Origin of the sequence: Chromobacterium alkanivorans (assembly GCF_016937655.1) — a bacterium.
GTDB classification, from domain to species: domain Bacteria; phylum Pseudomonadota; class Gammaproteobacteria; order Burkholderiales; family Chromobacteriaceae; genus Chromobacterium; species Chromobacterium alkanivorans.
In genome coordinates, this window is the sequence record NZ_JAFHKL010000001.1 from 501,090 (window position 1) to 523,555 (window position 22,466).

Consider the following 22,466-nt stretch of genomic DNA (forward strand, 5'->3'; position numbering starts at 1 on the left):
GTCTTTGTTCTTCAATTACCCGTCAATGACGAGGGTATAAATCCGACTTGGCCGCGCCATCAGAAAAATTGATTGGAGCGTCCACTCTAGCCGCCGTATGGTGAATGTCCATAACCATGCCAATGGAGGGGACAACCATGCTTCGCGGACAGATGATGGACCGGCCTTTGCTGATTTCCGACTTGCTGCGCCACGCCGAAACCTACCATGGCGACACGCCCATCGTGTCGCGCACCGTGGAGGGGCCCATCCATCGCTACACCTACCGCGAGGCGGCGCGGCGCGCGCGCCAGCTGGCCAACGCGCTGGCGGCGCTGGGCGTGCGCCAGGGCGATTGCGTCGGCACTCTGGCCTGGAACGGCTACCGCCATTACGAAACCTATTTCGCGGTGTCCGGCTACGGCGCGGTGTGCCACACGGTGAACCCGCGGCTGTTCGCCGAACAGATCGCCTGGATCGTCAACCACGCGGAAGACCGGGTGCTGATGTTCGACCTGAGCTTCCTGCCGCTGGTGGAGCAGATCGGCCCGCAGCTGGGCACGGTGGAAACCTTCGTGCTGATGACGGACAAGGCGCACATGCCGGCGCAGACGGGGCTGCCCAATCTCTTGTGCTACGAAGACCTGGTCAACAGCCACAGCGACCAGTTCTCATGGCCGCTGCTGGACGAAAACGCCGCGTCCAGCCTGTGCTACACCTCCGGCACCACCGGCAACCCCAAGGGCGTGCTGTTCTCGCACCGCTCCACCGTGCTGCACGCCTACGGCAGCGCCTTGCCGGACAGCTTCGACATCTCGGCTCGCGCCTGCGTGATGCCGGTGGTGCCGATGTTCCACGTCAACGCCTGGGGCCTGCCCTACAGCTGCACCATGAACGGCAGCAAGCTGGTGCTGCCCGGACCCAAGCTGGACGGCGTCAATCTGTACGAGCTGATCGAAACCGAGCAAGTCACCGTCACCGCCGGAGTGCCGACGGTGTGGATGATGCTGTTGCAGCATTGCCAGAAGAACCATCTGAAGCTGCACTCCCTGAAGCGGGTGATCGCCGGCGGCTCGGCGGTGCCGGAAAGCATGATCGAGCAACTGGCGGAGCACGGCGTGGAAATGCGTCAGCTGTGGGGCATGACCGAGCTGTCGCCGTGCGGCACCACCGGCACGCCCAAACTCAAGCACGAGGGGCTGGAGCCGTCCCGCCTGCACGCGCTGCTCTCCAAACAGGGGAGGCCAATCTACGGCGTTGAGCTCCGCATCGTCGACGACGCCGGCAAGCCGTTGCCGCACGACGGCGTGGCCTTCGGCAATCTGCAGGTGCGCGGCCTGTGGGTGCTGTCGCAATACTTCCGCCGCGAACTGGACGCCAGCCACAGCGCCGACGGCTGGTTCAACACCGGCGACGTGGTGACAATAGACGCAGACGGCTTCATGCGCATCACCGACCGCACCAAGGACGTGATCAAGTCCGGCGGCGAGTGGATCAGCTCCATCGAGCTGGAGAACATCCTGGTGGGCCATCCGGCGGTGGCGGAGGCGGCGGCCATCGGCATTCCGCATCCCAAGTGGGACGAGCGGCCGCTGATGGTGGTGGTGCTCAAGCCCGGCACCGACGCCTCGGTGGAGGAATTGCTGGGCTTTTACGAAGACAAGATCGCCAAATGGTGGACGCCGGACGACGTGGTCTTCGTCGAGGAGCTGCCGCACACCGCCACCGGCAAATTGCAGAAAGTGCGGCTGCGCGAGCAGTTCCGCGATTATCGCTGGCGGGATTGATCCGATCAGCCGAATAGGGTGGACGAAATAGAGTAATTACGCTACAGTGGCGGCTGCACTGAAAACCGTATGGTTTTGAGGTGTTAGCCCCTCGAAATGTCGGCCGGTCCGCCGGACGACGTTTCTTCCTCGTGTTGGCCCCTGCCGTTGTCAAACCGCAGGGGGTTTTTTTTGCCCGCCGTCCGCTCCCGCCTTGTCTTTTGCCTCTGCGTTTGATCAAACAAAATCATAATCTGTCACAACCCTACCCATATTTGATATTTATAACGGGTGACATCCGTTAAACTGATCAGAATATAAATCAACAATAACAATTGGCTGCCAACGGTAAGGGGAGTGTCGCCGGAAACGCGCGGCATCAAAGCCATGGTTGTCAATCACGCGAGAAAAAAGGACTGTTATGAAATCGCTCCGTAGCCGGCTGATTGCCCTGAACGCGCTATTGATGGCGCTGTTTGGTTTGGTGCTGGTGGTCATCGTCTTCGTGCAGATGCGCACGGAAATATTGCAGGGTCTGGATCAGGAGTTCGAGGCCAGCCTGATGGGACAAAGCGCGGTGGTGACCACCTGGCTGGGCGAGAAAAAACAGCAGATCGTCGCGCAGAGCACGATGGCGTCCGAGTCCGACGCCATCCGCTTCCTCAAGACCGGCGCCAAGGCCGGCGGTTTCAACGTCAACTACGCCGGCTACGCCGACGGCCGCTCGCTGTTTTCCGACGACTGGACGGCGCCGGCCGACTACAAGGTGGCGGACCGAGACTGGTACAAGCGCGCCAAGGATAGCGGCCAGGCGGTGGTGACCGACCCCTATCTGGACGAAGCCACCAAGAAACTGACGGTGACCATTTCCGCCCCGTTCAACCACAACGGCGTCTTCGCCGGCGTGGTGGGCGGCGACGTGATGGTGGACGCGCTGGTGAAATCGGTGTTGGGCCTGAAAGTGCGCGGCAACGGCTACGCCTTCATCGTGGACAAGAAGGGCACGGTGATCGCCCACCCGCAAACCGACCTGGCCTTGAAGCCCATCACCAGCGTGGCGCCGGAACTGACGCCGGAGCGCTTGGCCGACATCGTCAGCCACGACCAGGCGTCGGAAGTGCAGATCTCCGGCCAGGCCATGTTGCTGTCGGCGCAGGAAATCCCCGGCACCAACTGGGTGATGGCGCTGGCGGCGGACCGCGCCACCGTGCTGGCGCCGTTGACCACCTTGCTCTACACCATCGCCGGCCTGACCGCGCTGGTGTTCGTGCTGATGATCCCGCTGGCCAGCCTGGTGATAGGCCGCATGCTGGCCGGCCTGGTGCGCCTGAAAAACGCGATGGAGGACATCTCCCACGGCGAGGGCGATCTGACCTTGCGGCTGAAGGACGACGGCCAGGATGAAATCGCCGCCACCGCGCGCGCCTTCAACACCTTCGTCGCCCAGCTGGCGCAGCTGTTCCGCGGCCTGAAGCAGGACGCCGCCGGCGTGGTCAACGGGGTGCAGGACGCCAGCCAACTGGTGGCCGGCGTGGCCGACAGCTCGCGCCACATTTCCGACGTGTCCTCGTCCAACGCGGCCACGCTGGAGCAGATCACGGTATCGATCTCCCACATCGCCGACAGCGCGCGCCAGGCCGACGAACTGACCAGCCTGACCGGCGCCAGCCTGGAGGCCAGCGCCAGCAATATGCAGCGCCTGTCCAGCGGCATGGAGGGCACGGTGCAGTCGGTGCGCGGCCTGGAAACCATGCTGTCCTCGCTGGACAAGCGTTCGCAGGAAATTTCCGGCATCACCAATGTGATCCGCGACATCGCCGACCAGACCAATCTCTTGGCCTTGAACGCGGCGATCGAGGCGGCGCGCGCCGGCGAACAGGGCCGCGGCTTCGCCGTGGTGGCCGACGAAGTGCGCAAGCTGGCCGAGCGCACCGCCCAGGCCACGCTGGAAATCTCCAATATGGTCAGCGCGATCCGCGACGAAACCGGCCGCGCGGTCAACGACGTCAACCAGACCGTGGCCGCGGTAGACGAGGGCGTGGAACTGACGCGCGAAGCGGTGGCCAAGATAGAGGAAATCCGCGCCTCCATGCTGGACGTGGTGGCCAAGATGAATGAAATCTCGGATTCGACCAGCGAGCAGCACAAGGCCACCACCTCGATCGCGCAAAGCTCGGAGGCGATCAACGGTCACGTGCTGGAAAACGACGACGCCTTGCAGAACGTCAGCAGCACGCTGACCGGCTTGTCGCTCAATGCCGGCAAGATGAACGCCGAGTTCGACAAGTTCCGCCTGTAAGACGGCGAAGGCAACAACACACGGCCGGGGAGCATGCTCTTCCGGCCGTTTTCGTATCTGAAGGCGCCGCCTGTTTGCACATCCAGCCCAGTTCGGCCGGTAGGGACGGGTTTGAGGCTTGAGGCGAGGTGGGCTTCATTGCCGCTTATCCAGAGAAAGGGCCGTTGCGTCTGGAAAATCCAGGTCAAGCATGGCGAAGGGCATTACAGCGGGAAGAGATGCTGGTTACTATGCGGGAGACGATATTCAGCGGATTTCAAAAAGCGCTTATCGGGACGACGCCGGCCAGGCGCGTTCCGGGCGCTGAAAACTTATGACCGAATCGACTTCCGACGCCCTGCGAGCGGGCGCCTTGCTGGCCGCCGGCGACCTGCACGGCGCGCTGCTGGCCGCGCAAAGCGGCTTGCAGGCCCAGGCGGACAACGCAGAATTGTGGAACCTGCTGGGCGTGTGCGCCGCGCGGCTGGAGCAACTGGCGATGGCCGAGCAGTGTTGGCGCCAGGCGCTGCAATGCGATCCGCGGACTCCGGACGCGCATTACAACCTGGGACGTTGCCTGATGGCGCAGGGCCAGCTGGCGCAGGCGGAGGCGCATTACCGCGCGGAACTGGCGCAGCGCCCCGAGCACGCCGCCTGCCAGGGCAATCTGGGCGTATTGCTGGAGGAGGCGGGACGGCTGGACGAGGCCGAGGCCCAGTATCGGCTGGCCTTGCGGCTGCGGCCGCAGTCCGCCGCCCATTGCTTCAATCTGGGCCGCTTATTGTATCGGCGGCGGCCGGAGGAGGCCGAGGACTGGCTGCGCCGGGCGCTGGCCTGCGCGCCGGACGATGTGGACGCGCTCAATCTGTTGGGACAGCGGCTGGCCGAGCGCGGCGAGCGGGCCGAGGCGGAAACGCTGTTGCGCCGGGCGCTGGCGCTGGAGGCCGGCCATGCCGGCGCGCTGACCAATCTGGGTTTGCTGTTGCAGGCGCAGCGGCGTTGGGCGGAGGCGGAAGCCTGCCTGGGCGCGGCGGCGGAGCGCGCGCCGGAACAGGCGCAGGTGCTGGGCAATCTGGCCTTGTGCCTGTGGCGGCAAGGGCGCAGCGCGGAAGCGGAGCCGCTGGCGCGCCGCGCCTTGGCGCTGGAGCCGGCCGGAGCGGAAGCGCACCAGCAATTGGCGCTGACTCTGGCGCAGCAAGGCGGTTGGGAAGAGGCCGAAGCGACGCTGCGCGCCGGGCTGGACGCTCAGCCGCTGCACGCCGGGCTGCGCCGCAATCTGGCTTATCTGCTGCTGACCCAGCGGCGTTGGGGCGAAGGCTGGCCCTTGCACGAGGCGCGACTGGAAACCGCGCCGTCGCCGGCCCTGGCGTCGCCGCGCTGGCGCGGCGAGGAGCTGGGCGGTCGCCGGCTGTTGCTGTGGTTCGAGCAGGGCTACGGCGACGCCTTGCAGATGGCGCGTTATCTGCCGCAGTTGCTGCGGCGCGGGCCCGGGCGGGTGATCGCCGCCTGCCGTCCCGCCTTGCTGCCCTTGCTGGCGGCCCAGGGCTGGCCGGTGGAGTGGCTGCCGATCACAGGCCTGGACGGACCGTGGCCGGAGCATGATTGCCATGTGTTTTCGATGAGTTTGCCCGGCCTGCTGCAGCCGGAGCCGACGCCGGAGCCGGCCTATCTGCGCGCCGACGCCGCCGCGCGCGCGGCCTGGCGCGCGCGCTTGCCGGCCGGCGGCCGCAAGCTGGGACTGGTGTGGCGCGGCCGGCCGGAGCACGAGTTCGACCATTGCCGCTCCTTGCCGGACCTGGAGGCGCTGGTCCCGCTGCTGGCGCTGCCCGGCGTTCAGTGGCTGGCCTTGCAGCCGGGCCTGAGCGAGACGGAGCGCGACTGGCTGCGCGCGCGCGGCGTGCCGGCGCTGGGGGATGAGCTGGCGGATTTCGCCGCCAGCGCCGCCTTGCTGGCGGAGCTGGACGGGGTGGCGACGGTGGACACCGCCTTCGGCCACCTGGCCGGCGCGCTGGGGCTGCCCTGCGCCTTGTTGCTGTCGGCGCGGCACGCCGACTGGCGCTGGGGACTGGAGCGCGAAACCACGCCCTGGTATCCGGGACATCGTTTGTTCCGCCAAAGCGAGCCGGGGGACTGGGCGGAGCCGTTGGCGCGGCTGGCGCGGGCGCTGCCGGACGGCTTGGGGATCAGCGCTTGAGCCGCCAACTCACAACCACTTGCCCGGATTCATCAGCCGCTCCGGATCCAGCGCGGCCTTGAGCGCGCGCATCAGCTCCAGCGCCAGCGGGTCCTTGTAGCGTTCCAGCCACTGCGGCTTGAGCTGGCCGATGCCGTGCTCGGCCGCCAGCGTGCCGCCCAGCCGGTAGACATGGTCGTAGACGATGGCGTTGACCGCCGGCTCGTCGTCGAACAGGTCGACGTTGCCGGGCCGGGTGTAGCTGATGTTGTAGTGCAGATTGCCGTCGCCGGCGTGGCCGAAGGCGACGATGCGCACGCCGGGATAAGCCCGGCGCAGCGCGGCGCCGCAGTCGCGCACCAGTTGCGGCAGCGCCGAGGTCGGCACCGCGATGTCGTGCTTGATGCTGGGGCCGTCCTGTTTCTGGATTTCCGAAATCTCCTCGCGCAGCAGCCACAGCTTGCGCCGCTCGGCCTCGCTTTGCGCCACCACGCCGTCGCGCGGGGTCTGCCCGGCTAGCCATTCCAGCAGCGCCTCGTTCAGCGCGGCGTCGTCGCCGCCGTCGGACAATTCGATCAACAGCAGCCACGGCGCGGTGAACGGCAGCTGGCCGGGACGGTGGCGTGCTATCGCCTGCTGGCAGTCCGCCTCTATCACCTCGAAGGCGGTGAGGCGGTCGTCGAAGCGTTGACGCAGGCCGTTGAGCCAGACGATGGCGGTTTCGATGTCGTCGACGCCGATCAGCGCGGTGGCGCGGGCGCTGGGCTGCGGGAACAGCTTCAGCGTGGCGGCGGTGATCAGGCCCAGCTGGCCCTCGGCGCCGATGAACCATTGCTTGAGGTCCAGGCCGGTGGTGTCCTTGCGCAGGCCGGCCAGCGCGTCCAGCACCCGGCCGTCCGGCAGTACCACCTCCAGGCCCAACGTCAGTTCGCGCATGGTGCCGTAGCGCAGCACCGCCACGCCGCCGGCGTTGGTGGATAGGTTGCCGCCAATCTGGCAGCTGCCTTCCGAGGCCAGCGACAGCGGAAACAGCCGGCCGGCCTGTTCCGCCGCCAACTGCACCTCGCGCAATGTGGCGCCGGCCTCCACGGTGATGGCGTTGTTGTCCGCGTCCAGCCTGCGCACCGCGCGCAGCCGCCGCATCGCCACCACCAATTGGCGGCCGCTGGCGTCCGGCGTGGCCGCGCCGCAGGTGGAGGTGTTGCCGCCCTGCGGCACGATGGCCACCTGGTGGCGGCGGCAGAGCTTGACCAGCTCCGCGGCCTCGGCGGCGCTGCCGGGCAGCGCCACCGCCAGCGGGCGGCCCTGATAGCGGCGGCGCCAGTCCAGGGTGTAGGGCGCGGTGTCGGCGGCGTCGGTCAGCAGATGGGCCGGGCCGATCAGGGACGCGGCGGCCTGGAGAAAATCGTTCATGTCAGAAAGGGCCTCCGGCCGCGCGCAGCAGGTCGGGCAGGCCGTCGTGATCGCCCAGCGGCCGCTCGGGCGCGTCGCCCCAGTGCAGCGCGCCGATGGCGGCGTTGCGCGCCGGGTGCAGCGGGTAGTGCACCTGATTGTCGGCGCGATTGACGTCGCCGACGCAGAGCAGGCGCACCGGTCGCTCGGTATTGTTGATGAAGGTGTGGGCCAGGCCGGTGCCGGCCTTGAAGCCCACCGAATCGCCGGGCCGCAGCCGGTGCAGCGCGCCGTCCAGCCAGACGTCGGGCTCGCCCTCCAGCACGTGGACGAACTCGTCCTCGGTTTTTTCAGCGTGCGGCCAACTGGTGCGCTGGCCCGGCTCCAGCAATTCGTGGTGGATGCCGAGGCGGGCGAAGCCGTAATGCTTGCCCAGAGCCGCGCCGCGCGCCAGCGGCTCCCGGCTGTCGGGGTAGCTATGCGAGTCGGCTTCGATCAACTCGCTCCAGTGTCGGATGCAATCGGGACGGGACGGCATGGGCGGGCTCCGTGGGGGCTCAGTCGGGAATCTCGGGCGCCATCAGCACGTCGGGGTGCTGCCAGCCCGGCTGCTGGGCGATGCGTTCCAGCCAGGCCTGGACCTGCGGCCAGCCGGCGACGTCGAGGCCGGCGTCGGCCAGCCACCACAGGTAGGCGCTGGCGGACAGGTCGGCGATGCTCAGCCGCTGGCCGGCGAGGAAGGGCTGTTCGGCCAGGGCGGCGTTCAGCGTGTCCAGATCGGCGCGCGCGCGCTGTTCCAGCCAGGCCTCCACTTCCGGCTGCGGCAGGCGGTTCAGCCGCGACCAGCGCAGATTGGGCACCGACAGGCCGACGCGGTTGGCTTCCCAGCTCAGCCATTCGCGCACGGTTTCGCGGCTGCCGTGCTCGCCGCTGAGCTGGCCGAAATTATTGGCCAGCCATTGCAGGATGGCGTTGGACTGGCACAGCGCGGTGCCGTCGGCCACCAGCACCGGCACTTCGCCGAAGCGGCTGGCGGCGCGGAAATCTTCCGGGCGCTGCTCGCGCGGCACGGCCAGGTCCACGTGGACGTAATCATGGGAAACATCGGCCAGCATCAGCGCCAGGCGCACCTTGTAGCTGTGGCCGGACAGGCGGTTGCCGTAAAGAGTCAGTGTGGTCATGAGCGTTGGGATCGATTCGAAGTTTCGCTAGCCGATGATACCGCCGTTGCGCCGCGGCGCGAACCCAGCCAAGCCAGCGCAAAGGCCAGCGGCACCGAGAACAAGGCCGGGTTGGCGTAAGGGAACAGCGGCTTGGCGTGGCCCAGCGCGCCCACCCAGACCGCCGGACCGGCCACGATCAGCGCCGCCGCCGCGGCCAGCCCGCCCAGGCTGCCCCACAGCGCGCCGCGCGCGCTGAGGCCGGGCCAGTGCAGGGCCAGCAGCAGCACCGGGAAGTTGGCGGAGGCGGCGATGGCGAAGGCCAGGCCCATCAGGAAGGCGATGTTCTGTTGCTGGAACAGCGTGGACAGCAGCAGCGCCAGCAGGCCCAGGCCGACGGTGGCCCATCGCGACACCCGCAGTTCAGCGTTGGCGTCGGCGCGGCCGCGCCGCCACCAGGCGGCGTAGAGGTCGTGGCTGATGGCGCTGGCGCCGGCCATGGCCAGGCCGGCCACCACCGCCAGAATGGTGGCGAAGGCCACCGCCGCCACCAGGCCCTGCCAGACGGGTCCGCCCAGCAGGGTGGCCAGGTGGATGGCGGCCATATTGCCGCCGCCCAGCAGCTTGCCGGCGGCGTCGTGGAAGCCGGGCTCCGCCGTCACCAAGGCCAGCGCGCCGTAGCCGATGACGATGTTGACGGCGAAGAACAGCGCGATCAGGCCGGTGGCGAAGCAGGCGGACTGACGCGCGGCGCGGCGGTCCGGCACGGTGAAGAAGCGCATCAGCACATGGGGCAGGCCCAGCAGACCCAGGCACAGGCCCAGGCCCAGCGACAACACTTCCAGCGGCTCGCTCAGCGCCGGACTGGGCAGAAAGGCCTGCGGCCCGCGCAGCGCCTCGACGGCGGCGAACAGCCGCGCCGGATCGCCGTCGAAGCGCGCCAGCACGCCGCCGGCCAGCAGCAGCGCGCAGCCGAACATCAGCGCCGCCTTGACCATCTGCACCCAGGTGGTGGCCAGCATGCCGCCCAGCGCCACGTAGAGCACCATCAGCGCCCCCACGAGACTCACGGCGGCCAGATAGGGCAGGCCGAACAGCAGCTCGATCAGCTTGCCGGCGCCCACCATCTGCACGATCAGGTAGAACAGCGTCACCGTAAGCGAGTTGACGCTGGCGGCCAGCCGCACCCCGTCGTGGTCGAAGCGCCGGCCCAGCACCGCGGCGGCGGTGTAGCAGCCGCTGCCGCGCAGTTTCTCCGCCAGCAACAGCAGCAATAGCGGCCAGCCGGCCAGGGTGCCGACTGCGTAGGCCAGCGAATCGTAGCCCTGGGACAAATACATGCCGGCGGCGCCGAGGAAGGCCGCCGCGGACAGATAATCGCCGGCCAGCGCCAGGCCGTTCTGCCAGCCGCGGATGCGGCCGCCGGCGGTGTAGAAATCGCCGGCCGAGGCGGTGCGCCGCGCGGCGGCGGCGGTGATGGCCAGGGTCAGCAGCACGAACAATAGGAAAAAGGCGGAGGCGTGGCTCATGAAGGCTCCGAGTCGTCGGCGCGGCCGGCGGCCAGCGCGTAGCCGGCAGCCAGCAGGAAGAACAGCAGGAACATGGCCAGCGCCAGCAGGACGGACGCCGGCCAGCCGGCGAGCTTGGCTTCCAGCCAGGCCGGGCGCAGCGCCAGCAGCAGGTAGTAGCCCAGGCAGCCGGCGGCGGCGGTCCAGGCCAGCCGGCGGGAGAGTGAGGTGGTCCGCGTCATGGCAGCGAATTCGGGAGAAAAGCGCTAGTGTAGCGCATCCGGTCGCGCCGACGCCTTCCGGCCCGAGGACGACGACGCGATGCTGGCCGGCATGATGGATCCGATGGAGAAAACCACCGCCCAGGGCGGGGCCGCCATCGACGAGGCCTTGAGTTGCATCGAAGCCTCCAACCGCTGCATCGCCGCCATGGAGGCGCGCGCCAACGGCAGGCGGGTGGCGTGATGGGAGCGGCCGACAAGATGTGGGACGCCTTGACCACCGTGATCAAGATGAACGACAAGGTGGAACGGATGGCCGGGGCGATGAAAAGCCAGCAAGCCAAGATAGAAAGCCTGACCGAGCGGGTGATCCGCCTGGAAACCCTGCTGGAGGTGGCGCTGGCGCAGCAGGGCGCGAAACCGACGCGGCTGAAGCGGATAGGCAAGCAGCCAGAGGCCGGCGACGACTGAGCCTCAAGCCAGCAGCAGCGCGATATAAAGCCGGAAACGGTCCTCGTGCCGTTGCAGGTCCAGACCGGTGATCTCGGCGATGCGGTCCAGCCGGTAATCCAGGGTGTTGCGGTGGATGTGCAGCGCCCGCGCGGTGGCGCCGGGATGGAATTGGTGGGCGAACCAGGTTTCGGCGGTGCGGCGCAGTCCGCTCTTGCCGGTCTGCTCCAGCCGCCGCAGCGGCAGTCGCAGTTGCCGGGCCTGCCAGCCGTGGTCGAGGTCGGACAACAACACCGGCAGCGCCAGATCGTAATAGCTGTGCGAGCGCCGTTCCGCTTGCCGTTGCCGGCCGATGCGGGCGGCGGCGCGCGCGCTGCGGCAGGATTGAGCCGCGCCGTCGCGGCCGGGCAACGCAATGCCCATGCCCAAGTGGTAATCCGGCGCTTCCGCCTGTTCCAGCCAGGCGTTCAGCGCTTGCAGCCGCCGCTGCAGCAGTGCTTCACGTTCGGTCTCGTCATTGTCGTCGCAGGCCTCCACCAGCACCAGTTCATAAGGACCGGCGGCCGCGCTCAACAGCTGCGGCCAGCGCACGGCAAGCGCCGCTTGCAGTTGGTGCAGCGCCGCCTGGGCCTGGTCGGCGGCCAAGCTCTCTTCATCCAGCTGCAGGCTCAGCGCCACGTGGTGTTGCTCCAGCCGCAGTCCCAGCCGTTGGGCCCAGGCGTCCAGCGCCGCGCCGGATTCCTCGCGTATCCATTCCAGCACGAAAGCCTCGCGCTGGCGCGCGTCGTGTTGCAGCGCCCGCTGCAACTGCGCCTGCTCCAGAATCATCTCGGCGGTCAGCCGCACCAGTTCGCCGAACTGGCGCACCTGATCCGGCTGGCCGGTCAGGCCGACCACGCCCGCAATGCGGCCGTCCACATGCAAGGGCAGGTTGATGCCGGGACGCGAGCCGTGCAGCTTGCCGGCGGTGGCCTCGTCGATCTCCACCGTGCGCCGCTGCGCCAGCGCCAGCAGCGCGCCGTCGTGCAATTGCCCCAGCCGGCCGGCGTCGCCGCTGCCCAGAATCGCGCCCTGGGCGTCCATCACGTTCACGTTGAAGGGGATGATGCGCATGGTGCGGCTGACGATGTCCTGCGCGAGTTCGGCGGTCAGAATGGGCATGGCGTTTCCGGAATTTATGCGTTTGCATAATATATTCCGGTTTTTCCCCGTCATAAACCAGACGTTTGCACGAGGTATTTTCCGGCGGCGCTGACCAGAATGAGCGATGCAATACAAAAACAATATTCATCGGAACCAAGGAGAGGCGCCGGAGGGAATGGCCCCCGCGCGCAGAGGAGATGGATTTGAACCCTAGCGACACCCTGAGCGCGCCGCGGCAGGACATTCTGGCCGGCGCTTACAAGAAAGCCGTGTGGCGGCTGATTCCCTTCATTTTCGTTTGTTATCTGTTCAACTATCTGGACCGCGTCAACGTCGGCTTCGCCAAACTGGAGATGCTGGACGCGCTGGGTCTGAGCGAAACCGTCTACGGCCTGGGCGCCGGCATTTTCTTCATCGGCTACGTGCTGTGCGGCGTGCCCAGCAATCTGATGCTGCACAAGGTGGGCGCGCGGCGCTGGATCGCCTTGCTGATGCTGGTGTGGGGCACGCTGTCCGCCTGCCTGATGTTCGTGTCCACGCCGCAGTCCTTCTATCTGCTGCGCTTTTTCACCGGCGTGGCCGAGGCCGGCTTCTTCCCCGGCATCGTGCTGTATTTCACTCGCTGGTTCCCGGCCGACAAGCGCGGCCAGGTGATGGCGCTGTTCATGTCGGCGATTCCGGTGTCCGGCGTGCTGGGCGGCCCGCTGTCCGGCTGGATGCTGCAGCATTTCGCCGCCGGGCAGGGCGGCCTGGCCGGCTGGCAATGGCTGTTCCTGCTGCAAGGCCTGCCCACGGTGCTGCTGGGCCTGGGCGTGTACTTCTATCTGAACGACGGCATCGCCCAGGCGCGCTGGCTGAGCGCGGAAGAGAAGGCGGCGATGCAACAGGCGCTGATCGACGACGAGGCGCGGCGCGCGGCGCAGCGTCCGATGGAGCAGTCTTTCGCCAGCGTGCTGCGCAACGCCAATGTCTGGATGCTGGGCGCGATCTATTTCGCCATCCAGATGGGGGTGTACGCGATCAACTTCTGGCTGCCGTCCATCATCAAGGGCCTGGGCTTCCAGAGCGCCGGCGTCATCGGTTGGCTCAGCGCCTTGCCCTATCTGGCCGCCTGCTTCTTCATGGTCTGGGTCGGCCGTTCCGGCGACCGGCGCGGCGAACGCCGCTGGCATGTGGTGCTGCCGCTGCTGATGGGCGTGGCCGGCCTGCTGCTGGCGGCCAATAGCGGCGGCGCGGTCTGGCTGTCCATGCTGGGCCTGACCCTGGCCACCATGGGCGCTTTGGCCGGGCTGTCGATGTTCTGGCCGCTGCCCACCGCCTTCCTAGGCAGCGCCGCCGCCGCCGGCGGGCTGGCCTTGATCAACTCGCTAGGCCAGGTGGCAGGCTTCGTCAGCCCCTTCCTGGTGGGCTGGATCAAGGATATGACCCACAGCACCGATCCGGCGCTGTACATCTTGTCCGGCGTGATGCTGGCCGGCGCCTTGCTGGTGCTGAGGATTCCGCCGCGGCTGGTCAATCGCTAATATCTTGCTCTTGTCATCTCTTGTGATTGAAAACCGCATGAAAATCGTGATTGCCCCGGACTCCTACAAGGAAAGCCTGAGCGCGCTGCAGGTGGCCCAGGCGATAGAGGACGGCTTCCGCCAGGTGTTTCCCGCCGCCCGCTATTGCAAGCTGCCGATGGCGGACGGCGGCGAGGGCACGGTGCAGGCCATGCTGGACGCGCTGGGCGGCCAGTGGCGCGAGGCTGCCGTGCGAGGCCCGCTGGGCGACAGGCTGTCCGCCCGCTACGGCTTGACCGCGGACGGCGTGGCGGTGATAGAAATGGCCGCCGCCAGCGGTCTGGCGCTGTTGTCGCCGGCGCGGCGCAATCCCCTGCTGACCGGCAGCCACGGCACCGGCGATCTGATTCGCGACGCGCTGGACGCCGGCGCGCGCCGCTTCGTGCTGGGCATAGGCGGCAGCGCCACCAACGACGGCGGCGCCGGCATGCTGCAGGCGCTGGGCGTCAGGCTGCTGGATGCGGACGGAGCGGAGTTGCCGGCCGGCGGCGCGGCCTTGGCGCGGCTGGCGCGGCTAGACCTGTCCGGACTGGACCCGCGCTTGGCGGCCTGCCGCATCGACGTGGCCTGCGATGTCGACAATCCGCTGACCGGGCCGCGCGGCGCGTCGGCGGTGTTCGGGCCGCAGAAGGGCGCGACGCCGGCGATGGTGGCGGAGCTGGACGCGGCGCTGGCGCGCTTCGCGGTCTTGATGGAAGGGGAGTCGGGCGTGGCGGCGGCCGACGCGGCCGGCGCCGGCGCGGCCGGCGGCATGGGCGCCGCGCTGCTGGCCTGCCTGGGCGGCCGGCTGCGCTCCGGCAGCGCCATCGTCGCCGAGGCCGTCGGTCTGGACGCGGCGCTGGCCGACGCCGATCTGGCGGTGACCGGAGAAGGCCGCATCGACAGCCAGAGCGTGCAAGGCAAGACGCCGATAGGCGTCGCCCGCGTCGCTCAGCGCCATGGCGTGCCGGTGCTGGCGATAGGCGGTTGCTTGGGCGCGGGCAGCGAGCTGACCCACGCGCACGGCCTGGACGCGGTGTTCGCCGCGGTCAGCCGGCCGTGCAGTCAGGAACAGGCCTTGGCGGAGGCCGCGGACAATGTCAGCCGCGCCGCGCGCAACGCGGCGGCGGCATTGGCCTTGGGCATGAAGCTGACAGCTCAGAAACGCTCGAAGTCCGGCACATAACGCCACTGCCCGGCGGCCAACTGGCCGATGGCCAGCCGCCCGATGCGGATGCAGCGCAGCGCCAGCGGGCTGACGCCCAGGCCGGCGCAGATGTCGTCCAGCCAGCGCGCGTCGCGCGCCGCGAGCACCAGGCGCAGCTGGCGGTCGCTCTGGCGCGAGACCTTGAGCTCGCGAGGCGGCTTGCCGCCGGGGCGCAGGGCGTTCTGCCGCTGTTGCAGCTCGGCGGCGGCGGGCGCGGCGTCGACGTTGATCAGGAATTCCAGCTGGCAATCGGCCAGCCGCTGCGCCAGCTTGCGATCCTGGGTCAGCGCCACCAGTCCGTGAGCGCGCTCGGCGACGGCGCCGAAACCTTGCAGATGCTGGCGATGGCGCGGCAGCCAGCTCAGCCCGCTGACGTCGCCCGGCAACTGGCTGTCCGGCCCCAGCACGGCCAGCGGCTCGGCGCCGGCGGGCTTGTGCAGCAGCAGGGTGACCGCCGCGTCGCGCTGGACTTCGGGCCGGCCCGTGAGTTCGACGCGCTGTTGCGGCTCCACCCGGCTGCCCAGCGCGGTGACGGTCTGGCCGTCCACTTTCACCAGGCCTTGTTCGATGCAGGCGTCGGCTTCGCGCCGCGTGCACAGACCCAGCTCCACCATGCGTTTTGAAAGTCGGATTGCGGAGTCGCTCATTGTGTCGGGCCTTGAATGCGGGGTTCGGGCGGCGATTATCCCCTTTGCCGGCGTGGCCGACAAATTTGGCGAATCGGGTATCCTTCTCATCTGGAACTGCAGCGGAACCGCCGCGCAGACGGATTCGGGAGTCGCCGTGAATATCTTGATCATTGGAGCGAGCCGTGGCCTTGGCAAGGCTTTTGTTGAGGGATTGGGGACTGAGGGGGACCGCGTGATCGGCGTGTCCAGGCGCAGGCCCGAGGGTTTGCGGCCGCCGGCCGGCCTGGCCTTGGACTGGATCGAAGCCGATTTGTCCGATCCGGCCCAGGCCGTGCGACAGGTCGTCAGCGCGCTGCCGGAACGGCTGGACGTGGTGATGTGCAATGTGGGCGTCTGGGAGCGGGAGGCGTTCGAGCCGTCCTATGCGTTCTCCCGCTGCTCGGATCAGGAGCTGCTGGACGTGGTCCAGGTCAATATCGCTTCGACCATTCTGCTGCTCAAGCATGTGCTGCCGCGCATGTCGGGCGCGGCCAAACCGCAGCTGTTCCTGACGGGATCGACATCCGGCCTGTCGCGCAGCGGCCGCCCCGAAGTGGCTTTCGCCGCGAGCAAGTTCGCCTTGAGCGGCATGGCCGACGCGCTGCGCGAGGAATACCGCGCGCAGCGTCTGGCCGTGACCTGCCTGCAATTGGGCTATCTCAATACCGAGGACGATTTGTCCGTGCCCCGCGAGCAGGCCGCCGAGCGCGGCGCCGGCCAGCTGGTCCCCTTGCATGACGTGGTGAGCCTGACGCGCGCCGTGCTGAATTTGTCCGACGCCTCCTTCGCGCGGGAAATCGTTCTGCCGGCTATTCTGGACGAACGCTTCTGAACGCGGCGAGCGCGTCTCATCCCGCTTACGGGTCGTTTAAAAGCTCGAATCGCATTAAAGTGTCGCCATCATGAGCCTGCTTCCCCAAGCGCTGGACGCGCTGAACTGCCCGCTGAGCGGCATCAACCTGATCGAGGCCTCGGCCGGCACCGGCAAGACCTGGACCATCGCGGCCCTGTTCGCCCGGCTTTTGCTGGAAGAGCGCGACGGCCAGTCGCCGCCCACCGTCGATCAAGTGCTGGTGGTCACCTACACCAAGGCGGCCACCGCGGAGCTGCGCGAGCGCCTGCGCCGGCGGCTGAGCGAGCTGGCGCAAACGCTGGCCGGGGAAGGAGAGGCCGGCGGCGATCCCTTCCTGTCGGCGCTGGCGAAGCGTTTTCCGCCGGGCGCGGAGCGGGAGCGGGCATTGCAGCGGCTCAAGGCCGCGATCACCGGTTTCGACGCCGCCGCCATCTACACCATTCACGGCTTCTGCCAGCGAGTGCTGACCGACGCCGCCTTTGAAAGCAGCCAGACTTTCGAAGCCGAGCTGGTCAGCGACGACGAGGAGCGCTTGACCGAAATCGTCGACGATTTTTGGCGACGGCGGGTGGTGGACGATCCCTTGCTCGCCCAAGTGCTGGTGGACAACGGCGAAACGCCGGACGGTTGGCTGGCGGACATCCGGCCCTATCTGTCCAAGCCCTATCTGCGCATGCGCGCACCGCACGTCGCCGGACTGGAGCGCGCCTTGCTCGCGGTGGAGCAAGGCTGGCGGGCGCTGGCGGCGCGGCCGGAACTGGCGGCGGAGGCGGCCGATCTGCTGCGCGCCGCCGCGGGCTTCAACGCGCGCAGCTACAGCCAGGCCATCATCGAGCGCGCCATCGGCGCCTTGAACGGCCTGCTGGCCGCGCCGGACGCCACGCCGGTGCTGGACAAGGACGGCCGTCGCCAATTGGACAAGCTGCTGCCGGCCTCGCTGGCCAAGGGTATGAAGAAAGGCCACGCCGCGCCGGAACACCCCTTGTTCGCGTTGGTGGAGGACTGGCTGGGCGCCTGGGACGCTTATCTGGACGAGGTGGCGCTGTCGGTGGCTCAACTCAAGCTGGAGCTGATCGCCTGGACCAATGAGCAACTGAGCGCGCGCCGCGCCGGCGAGCGCAGCCGCAGCTTCGACGACCTGCTGACCGATCTGGGCGCGGCGCTGGCCGATCCCATCAGCGGCCCGCTGCTGGCCGCCCATGTGGCGCGCAGCTTCCAGGTGGCGCTGATCGACGAATTCCAGGACACCGACCCCATCCAGTACTCGATCTTCCGCCATTGCTTCGTCGCGCAGCAGCGGCCGGTCTTCCTGGTGGGCGATCCCAAGCAGGCGATCTACAGCTTCCGCGGCGCCGACATCTTCGCCTACCTGGCGGCGCGCGGCGACGCGCAACATCATTACACGCTGGACACCAACCGCCGCTCCGAGGCCCCGTTGGTGAGCACCGTCAACGCGCTGTTCGCGCGCGAACTGCCGTTTCTGATCGAGGGCATCGCCTATCAGCCAGTGGCGGCGCAGCCGGCCTCCGGCGGCCGGCTGGAGGTCGACGACGACAGGCCGCCGTTCTGCTTCCAGTGGCTGCGGCCGGAGACGGCGGACAAGGCCGCCAGCGGCGAAACCGCCACCGCGCTGGCCGCCGACGCCTGCGCCGACGAGATCGCGCGCTTGCTGGCGCTGGCGGCCGACGGCCGCGCCGCCATCGTCGCCGGCGACGCGCGCCGGCCGTTGGCCGGCGGCGACATCGCGGTGCTGGTGTCCACCCACCGCCAGGGCGACCGGGTGCGCCAGGCCTTGGCCGAACGCGGCGTGGCCAGCGTGGCGCTGACCCAGGAGAGCGTGTTCGCCAGCCGCGAGGCCGGCGAGATGCTGGCGTTGTTGCGCGCCTGGGCGGAGCCGGCCAGCGAGGCGCGCCTGCGCGCGGCGCTGGTGACGGAACTGGCCGGCGTCGACGCCGGCGAATTGCTGGCCAGGGTGGAGGACGAGACGCGCTGGGAGGCGCAGCTGCAAGCCAACGCCGCCGACCACCTGCTATGGCGCGAGCGCGGCTTCATGGCGGCCTGGCGGCATTTCTTCGCGCGGGAACGGGTGGCGGAACGCCTGCTGCCGCTGCCGGACGGCGAGCGGCGGCTGACCAATCTGTCGCATCTGGCCGAGCTGCTGCAGCAAGAAAGCGATCAGCGCCAGGGCATGGCGCCGCTGCTGGGCTGGCTGGAGACGCGGGTGGCGCAGCCGCCGGGCGGCGAAGAGGCGGTGCTGAGGCTGGAGAGCGACGCGGCCCTGGTCAAGATCGTCACCATCCACACCGCCAAGGGCCTGCAATACCCGGTGGCCTTCTGCCCCTTTCTGTGGGGCGGCGCGCTGGAGCGGCGCGACGCCGCGTTCTGGCGCTACCACGCCGAGGAGCAATCCTGGCTGGCGCCGGACGCCGCCGCCGACGCCGAGGTGAAGCTGGCGGCGCGCAGCGAGCTGTTGGCGGAGAAGCTGCGCCTGCTCTACGTGGCGCTGACCCGGGCGCAATATCGCCAATACCTGTGCTGGGGTTGGGTGCGCGGCATGGAGACGGCGGCGCTGAGCTGGCTGCTGCACGGCCGCGACGCGCGCGCGCTGCCGGAACTGGAGGCGCTGGAACTGAACGCCGCGGTGCTCAGGCGCGAACTGGACGTTTTCGCGGCCGCGGCCAACGCCGCCGCGGAAGGCGCTTGCGCGGTGCTGGAGGAGGGCGCGGCCGGGCCGTCCCTGGCCGCGCGCCGCGAAGCCGGGAGGGATTATCTGGCCCAGGCGTTCGCGCGCCGGCTGGCCGCGCCGTGGCGAGTGGCCAGCTTCACCTCGCTGACCCATGCGCAGGCGGCCGGCAAATGGCAGGAAAGTCCGGACCACGACGCGGGGCAGCCGGCGGCGCCGGCCGAACCGCAAGCACCGCCGGCGCTGGATCGTTTCGGCTTTCCGCGCGGGGCCAAGGCCGGCACCTGCCTGCACGAGATTTTCGAAACCATCAGTTTCGGCGTCGACGCCGCCGGCTTGCGCCAGGCGGTGGAGCGGGCCCTGGCCAGGCACGGCTTCGCGCCGGAGTGGACCGACGCGGCTTGCGAGATGGTGGCGGCGACGCTGAACGCGGAGCTGGACCCGGGGGTAAGGCTGGCCGAGGTGCCGGACGGCAAGCGGTTGGTGGAAATGGAATTCATGCTGCCGGCGCCCAGGCTGGAGGTGGCCAAGCTGGCCGCCATCCTGTCCGCGCCGGAACACGGCCTGGCCGCGCCCTTGCGCGCGGCGGCATCGCAGCTGGACTTCTCCACCGTGCGCGGCTTTCTCAAGGGCTTCATGGACCTGGTGTTCGAGGCGGACGGGCGCGTCTATCTGGTGGACTACAAGTCCAACCACCTGGGAGGGCGGCATGAAGACTACCGCGCCGAGCGGCTGGCGGAGTCCATCGCCCAAGAACATTATTACCTGCAATACCTGATCTACTGCGTGGCGCTGCGGCGCTATTTCAGCGCGCGCGGCGTGGACTTCGCCGCCCGCTTCGGCGGCGTGCGCTATCTGTATCTGCGCGGCGTCGGCGTCGACGCCTGCGGAATCTGGAGCGATCAACCCGCGCCGGCCTTGCTGGCGGCGCTGGACCAATGGTTCGCCGGGCATGCGTAGGAATGCGGAGTGCGCAAGCCGCGGTCATGGAACTAAGCTGAACTATCTGAAGTGGAACGCGGCCGGAAGGGGAGAGTTGCGCCGGGCGCGGGCCGATAATAAGAACCTGTTCAAAGTCTGCTGCGCTTCGTGAGCGCGTGACACAGTGAGTACAGCATTCGAAATGCTCATGTGCATTCCGTTTTCTCAGCTGTTTTCGCCTGGTCTCGCTCTTGCTCGCGAGACTTTAGAACAGGTTCAAACCAAGGACGCATCATGTTCGAATCCGCCGAAATCGGCCACAGCATCGATAAGAAGACTTTCCGCGAAGCCATGCCCAAATTGCGCGAGGCCTTGCTGGACCTGCAATACGATTTGAAGGAGAAGGCCGACTTTCCGGTGTTGATCCTGATCCACGGCTTCGACGGCGCCGGCCGCGGCGAAACCATGAATCTGATCAACGAATGGCTGGACCCGCGGCTGATCGACACCGTCGCCTTCGCCGAAGCCAACGACGACGCCCGCGCCCGGCCGTGGATGTGGCGCTACTGGATGCAGCTGCCGGCCAAGGGTCGCATCGGCATGTTCTTCGGCTCCTATTATTCCGACGCCTTGTTCGACCGGGTGTTCGCCCGCAGCGACCGCGACGCGCTGGACAAGCAGATTTTCGACATCCTGCGCTTTGAACGCATGCTGACCATGGACGGCGCGCTGGTGCTGAAATTCTGGTTCCACCTGACCCGCGAGCAGCAGCACAAGCGGCTCAAGCAGATGGAAAAGGACCCGGCCAGCAGCTGGCGCGTGACCAAGACCGATTGGGAGCATTACGAGCGCTACGACAAGATACGCAAGTCCGCCGAGCACATTCTGCGGCTGACCAATACCGCCGCCGCGCCCTGGGTGGTGGTGGACGGCGAGGACGCCAATTACCGCAGCCTGACCGTGGGCAACACCCTGCTCAACGCCATCCGCAACCGGCTGGCGCAGGCGCAGGGCTCGCAGGCCGAGCTGATAGACGCGCCGCCGCTGCTGGCGCCGATAGACAACAAGTTGCTGCTGGACACCCTGCAACTGGATCAATCCATGGACAAGGCCGAGTACAAGGCGGAGCTGGAGCAGTTGCAGGGCCGGCTGCACCGGCTGACCCGGCATCCGCGCTTCGCCCAGCACTCGCTGGTGCTGGCCTTCGAAGGCAACGACGCCGCCGGCAAGGGCGGCAGCATACGCCGCATCACCCAGGCGCTGGACGCGCGCCGCTACCGGGTGGTGCCCATCGCCGCGCCCACCCAGGAAGAAAAGGCCAAGCCCTGGTTGTGGCGCTTCTGGCGCCACGTGCCGGGCAAGGGCGGCATCACCATTTTCGACCGCACCTGGTACGGCCGGGTGCTGGTGGAGCGGGTGGAAGGCTTCGCCAAGGAGGCGGACTGGATGCGCGCCTATTACGAAATCAACGACTTCGAGCATCAGCTCAGCGAAAACGGCGCCGTCATCGTCAAGTTCTGGCTGGCCATCAGCAAGGAAGAGCAGATGGAGCGTTTCAAAGGACGCGAGGAAAGCGGCTTCAAGCGCTTCAAGATCACCGAGGAAGACTGGCGCAATCGCGACAAATGGGACGCCTACAAGCTGGCCGTCAGCGATATGGTGGACCGCACCAGCACCAGCAAGGTGCCGTGGACGCTGGTGGAGGCCAACAACAAATACTATGCCCGCATCAAAATTCTCAAAACCATTTGCGATGCGCTGGAAGCCCGGCTTGCTTGAGCGCGGCGCTTGGATGATCGCCCTGCTGCTGGCGGCGCAGGCCGCGTCCGCGGCGGCGCCCGTCCTGCGCGCCGGCGTGGCCAACGACAGCTTCGGCCTGCTGTACAGCGCCCAGGACGGCGCGCTGGCCACTCAGTACCGCGCCGCGCTGGAACTGATCGGCCGGCACAGCGGCGTCCGCTTCGAGCTGGAGTACTACCCGTCGTCGCGGCTGCAGCAATTGTTCGAAGTGGGCAAGGTGGACGTGGAGGTGGGCGTCAATCCGTCCTGGCGCGCGCTGTCGCCGGTGGCCGGCTTCTACACCCGGCCCATCGACGTGCAGACGCTGAGGCTGTGCTTCGCGCCGGGCAAGCGGCGCAAGGGCGCGGCGCCGGCCAGCTTGAGCGGCCTGAGCCTGGGGGTGTTGCAGGGACGCGGCTATCCCGTGCTGGAGCCCGGTTTCGCCAGCGGCCAGTTCAAGCGGGTGGAGGCCGCCAGCGAGAGCGATCTGCTCAGCGGCCTGCGCCAGGGCAGCATGCAGGCCATCGTCTTGAGCCAGCGCCAACTGGACTCGCTGCTGAGCCGCGCGCCGGAGGCGCAGCCCTGCGCGGCGGGCGACGCGGTGGGCGGCGTGCCGGTGATGTTGCGGCTGCATCCGCAATACCGGCAGCTGTTGCCGCAATTGGACAAGGCGATTCAGCAGCTGCAAGATAGCGGCAAATTGCGCTGAAGCGCTTCGAGCTTCCCCATCCCGGCTCCGCATCG

17 protein-coding genes and 1 pseudogene are annotated in these 22,466 nt (G+C 68.1%); 11 read left to right on the forward strand and 7 right to left on the reverse strand.

Annotation, left to right across the window (positions count from 1 at the left end; all coding sequences use genetic code 11):
* Positions 1 to 137 precede the first annotated feature (137 nt).
* The 3 genes from JW897_RS02375 (at position 138) to JW897_RS02385 (ending at position 6,217) form a co-directional block, all read left to right on the forward strand.
* A complete protein-coding gene (locus JW897_RS02375) occupies positions 138 to 1,766 on the forward strand; it encodes a 3-(methylthio)propionyl-CoA ligase (protein WP_205465060.1) in 1,629 nt (542 codons plus the stop codon).
* 400 nt (positions 1,767 to 2,166) lie between these two features.
* Positions 2,167 to 4,044 carry a methyl-accepting chemotaxis protein gene (locus JW897_RS02380; RefSeq protein WP_048414114.1) on the forward strand — a complete coding sequence of 626 codons (1,878 nt, stop codon included), beginning with the start codon at positions 2,167 to 2,169 and terminating at the stop codon, positions 4,042 to 4,044.
* A 313-nt stretch (positions 4,045 to 4,357) separates the two neighbouring features.
* On the forward strand, positions 4,358 to 6,217 hold the full coding sequence (locus tag JW897_RS02385) for a tetratricopeptide repeat protein (protein WP_205465061.1): 1,860 nt from the start codon (positions 4,358 to 4,360) through the stop codon (positions 6,215 to 6,217).
* Positions 6,218 to 6,226: 9 nt separating this feature from the next.
* Here JW897_RS02385 and JW897_RS02390 read toward each other — a convergent pair whose 3' ends face one another.
* From JW897_RS02390 to JW897_RS02410, 5 genes and pseudogenes are all read right to left on the reverse strand, one after another.
* Positions 6,227 to 7,609 (reverse strand): FAD-binding oxidoreductase, encoded by a 1,383-nt coding sequence (locus JW897_RS02390; RefSeq protein WP_205465062.1) that lies wholly within the window; start codon positions 7,607 to 7,609, stop codon positions 6,227 to 6,229.
* A 1-nt stretch (position 7,610) separates the two neighbouring features.
* Positions 7,611 to 8,126, reverse strand: a complete 516-nt coding sequence (locus JW897_RS02395) for a cupin domain-containing protein (RefSeq protein ID WP_205465063.1) — start codon at positions 8,124 to 8,126, stop codon at positions 7,611 to 7,613.
* A gap of 19 nt (positions 8,127 to 8,145) precedes the next feature.
* Positions 8,146 to 8,769: a glutathione S-transferase family protein gene (locus tag JW897_RS02400; protein WP_205465064.1), complete on the reverse strand. Its 624-nt coding sequence runs from the start codon at positions 8,767 to 8,769 to the stop codon at positions 8,146 to 8,148.
* A complete protein-coding gene (locus JW897_RS02405; protein ID WP_205465065.1) occupies positions 8,766 to 10,277 on the reverse strand; it encodes a sodium:solute symporter family transporter in 1,512 nt (503 codons plus the stop codon). Before JW897_RS02405 ends, JW897_RS02400 begins: the two co-directional genes overlap by 4 nt.
* Positions 10,274 to 10,504, reverse strand: a pseudogene (locus tag JW897_RS02410) (DUF485 domain-containing protein); the annotation flags it as partial. The pseudogene JW897_RS02410 and the gene JW897_RS02405, both read right to left, overlap by 4 nt.
* Positions 10,505 to 10,577: 73 nt before the next feature.
* On the opposite strand from JW897_RS02410, the gene JW897_RS02415 reads away from it, so the two are divergent.
* On the forward strand, positions 10,578 to 10,721 hold the full coding sequence (locus JW897_RS02415) for a hypothetical protein (RefSeq protein ID WP_205465066.1): 144 nt from the start codon (positions 10,578 to 10,580) through the stop codon (positions 10,719 to 10,721).
* Positions 10,721 to 10,948, forward strand: a complete 228-nt coding sequence (locus tag JW897_RS02420; protein WP_205465067.1) for a hypothetical protein — start codon at positions 10,721 to 10,723, stop codon at positions 10,946 to 10,948. The genes JW897_RS02415 and JW897_RS02420 overlap by 1 nt, the downstream gene beginning before the upstream one ends.
* A 3-nt stretch (positions 10,949 to 10,951) precedes the next feature.
* Here JW897_RS02420 and JW897_RS02425 read toward each other — a convergent pair whose 3' ends face one another.
* Positions 10,952 to 12,088 (reverse strand): sugar diacid recognition domain-containing protein, encoded by a 1,137-nt coding sequence (locus JW897_RS02425; RefSeq protein ID WP_205465068.1) that lies wholly within the window; start codon positions 12,086 to 12,088, stop codon positions 10,952 to 10,954.
* Positions 12,089 to 12,267: 179 nt separating this feature from the next.
* Between JW897_RS02425 and JW897_RS02430 the strand changes: the two genes are divergently transcribed.
* Positions 12,268 to 13,593 (forward strand): MFS transporter, encoded by a 1,326-nt coding sequence (locus JW897_RS02430; RefSeq protein WP_048414121.1) that lies wholly within the window; start codon positions 12,268 to 12,270, stop codon positions 13,591 to 13,593.
* Between the two features lie 37 nt (positions 13,594 to 13,630).
* The gene (locus JW897_RS02435; RefSeq protein WP_205465069.1) at positions 13,631 to 14,797 is read left to right on the forward strand and encodes a glycerate kinase; all 1,167 of its coding nucleotides are present in this window, start codon (positions 13,631 to 13,633) and stop codon (positions 14,795 to 14,797) included.
* On the opposite strand, the gene JW897_RS02440 is transcribed toward JW897_RS02435, so the two are convergent.
* The gene (locus JW897_RS02440) at positions 14,770 to 15,465 is read right to left on the reverse strand and encodes a S4 domain-containing protein (RefSeq protein WP_205465070.1); all 696 of its coding nucleotides are present in this window, start codon (positions 15,463 to 15,465) and stop codon (positions 14,770 to 14,772) included. The genes JW897_RS02435 and JW897_RS02440 overlap by 28 nt on opposite strands.
* Here JW897_RS02440 and JW897_RS02445 point away from each other — a divergent pair.
* The 4 genes from JW897_RS02445 (at position 15,431) to JW897_RS02460 (ending at position 22,431) form a co-directional block, all read left to right on the forward strand.
* On the forward strand, positions 15,431 to 16,318 hold the full coding sequence (locus JW897_RS02445) for an SDR family NAD(P)-dependent oxidoreductase (RefSeq protein ID WP_240352040.1): 888 nt from the start codon (positions 15,431 to 15,433) through the stop codon (positions 16,316 to 16,318). The genes JW897_RS02440 and JW897_RS02445 overlap by 35 nt on opposite strands.
* A gap of 70 nt (positions 16,319 to 16,388) precedes the next feature.
* Positions 16,389 to 19,982: an exodeoxyribonuclease V subunit beta gene (gene recB, locus JW897_RS02450; RefSeq protein WP_205465072.1), complete on the forward strand. Its 3,594-nt coding sequence runs from the start codon at positions 16,389 to 16,391 to the stop codon at positions 19,980 to 19,982.
* A gap of 255 nt (positions 19,983 to 20,237) precedes the next feature.
* Positions 20,238 to 21,722 (forward strand): polyphosphate:AMP phosphotransferase, encoded by a 1,485-nt coding sequence (gene pap / locus JW897_RS02455; RefSeq protein ID WP_205465073.1) that lies wholly within the window; start codon positions 20,238 to 20,240, stop codon positions 21,720 to 21,722.
* 13 nt (positions 21,723 to 21,735) lie between these two features.
* Positions 21,736 to 22,431: a substrate-binding periplasmic protein gene (locus tag JW897_RS02460; protein ID WP_205465074.1), complete on the forward strand. Its 696-nt coding sequence runs from the start codon at positions 21,736 to 21,738 to the stop codon at positions 22,429 to 22,431.
* The last annotated feature ends 35 nt before the right edge of the window (positions 22,432 to 22,466 follow it).